Below are 1163 nucleotides of genomic sequence, written 5' to 3' on the forward strand. Positions count from 1 at the left end.
GTTGCTGATACGGAACGAACGGCGGCGCTCCTCACGTCCCGCCTGTTTGGCGAGCTCCGCCCAGGCGGGCAGGAAGTCGGCGCAGTGTGCGAGGGAACCGCGGTAGGTCATCAGCAGCACCGCGGTCACGGGGTGCCAGTCGGCGGCGAGCCATCGAGCAGCCGTCCACCATGCGGTGACCGCTGCACGGGCGTCGCGGCGGTAGGCAACGGCTTCGCGCTCGTATTGCTCCGCCGCGGCTTCGCTGTGGCGCACCGACCACGTCAGGAAGCGCAGCAGACCGGGGGTCTCGCGGGTGCGGGCGGCGTCCAGGAGGCGGGGCAGGTCGGGGCGGTGGGTGACCCTGCTCGGCGCATGCGCGGAGCACCAGGGCGAGGGTCTGCCCGCTCTTGGGGGAGGGGCTCTGCCGGAATCGGACTCCGGGGGGACAGCACCGACTGAGGCGCCGAGTCGGCGCCGCCCGTCCAACTGTGCAGCAGGCTGCCCCGGTAGCCGGTCTAGCTGCCCCGGTAGCGCGGCAGGGAATCGGCCGGCGCGATCGCCCCCATCACGTGGACTGAGCCGAGACTCACGCGCAGCGCGGTGAACTGGTCCCAGTCTGATCGGCCGGTGACAAGAGGGGTAGCCGTGACGGGACTCGAACCCGTGACCCAGGACTTATAAGATCCGCGCTCTACCGACTGAGCTACGCGGCTGGGAGGTGGCCGCACCCTTCAGGGCGCGGCCTGCGGGCACCAGGGAAGGCGCTCCCGGTGGGTGTTCAGCTGAACATGATGCGGGCCATGGTCGAGTCGATCAGTGCCACGGCCTCCGCCTCCGGCATGTCATCGAGCCGGGCGAGTGCCTCAAAGTCGATCTCAAAGTCGTCGTCCGGGAGCTGCTGCTGTTCGATGACGAGTTGGATCACTTCCTGTGCGCTGGCACGCCTCGGGTTGAGTGCGGACGGGTCGGCGGGGTTCTGGTTGGCGTCGGTGGGCATCGGTACCTCCGTAGAGAGCCCGGTTAGGGCCCCCGCTTCGCTCGGCGGTCGCCGGACGGGATGGGCGGGGGTGGTGGACCCGGCCGGATTCGAACCGGCGACATTGGGCGCTTTTAAGGCGCCTGCTCTGCCACTGAGCTACGGGCCCTTGGGTGGCCGCCGCCCCGCAGGGCGGGGAGTGCGG

Annotated in this window: 1 protein-coding gene, 2 tRNA genes and 1 pseudogene; all 4 read right to left on the minus strand. The window is 70.2% G+C overall.

Going from position 1 to position 1163, the window contains the following annotated elements; translation table 11 throughout:
- A pseudogene (locus tag ACWEBX_RS41160) lies at positions 1-255 on the minus strand (hypothetical protein); the annotation flags it as partial.
- A gap of 367 nt (positions 256-622) precedes the next feature.
- Positions 623-695: transfer RNA gene (locus ACWEBX_RS41165), tRNA-Ile, on the minus strand.
- 65 nt (positions 696-760) lie between these two features.
- The gene (locus ACWEBX_RS41170; RefSeq protein WP_451889785.1) at positions 761-979 is read right to left on the minus strand and encodes a hypothetical protein; all 219 of its coding nucleotides are present in this window, start codon (positions 977-979) and stop codon (positions 761-763) included.
- A 71-nt stretch (positions 980-1050) separates the two neighbouring features.
- Positions 1051-1127 (minus strand) — tRNA-Leu (locus ACWEBX_RS41175).
- Positions 1128-1163 lie beyond the last annotated feature (36 nt).

The organism is Streptomyces sp. NPDC005070, from assembly GCF_053600395.1.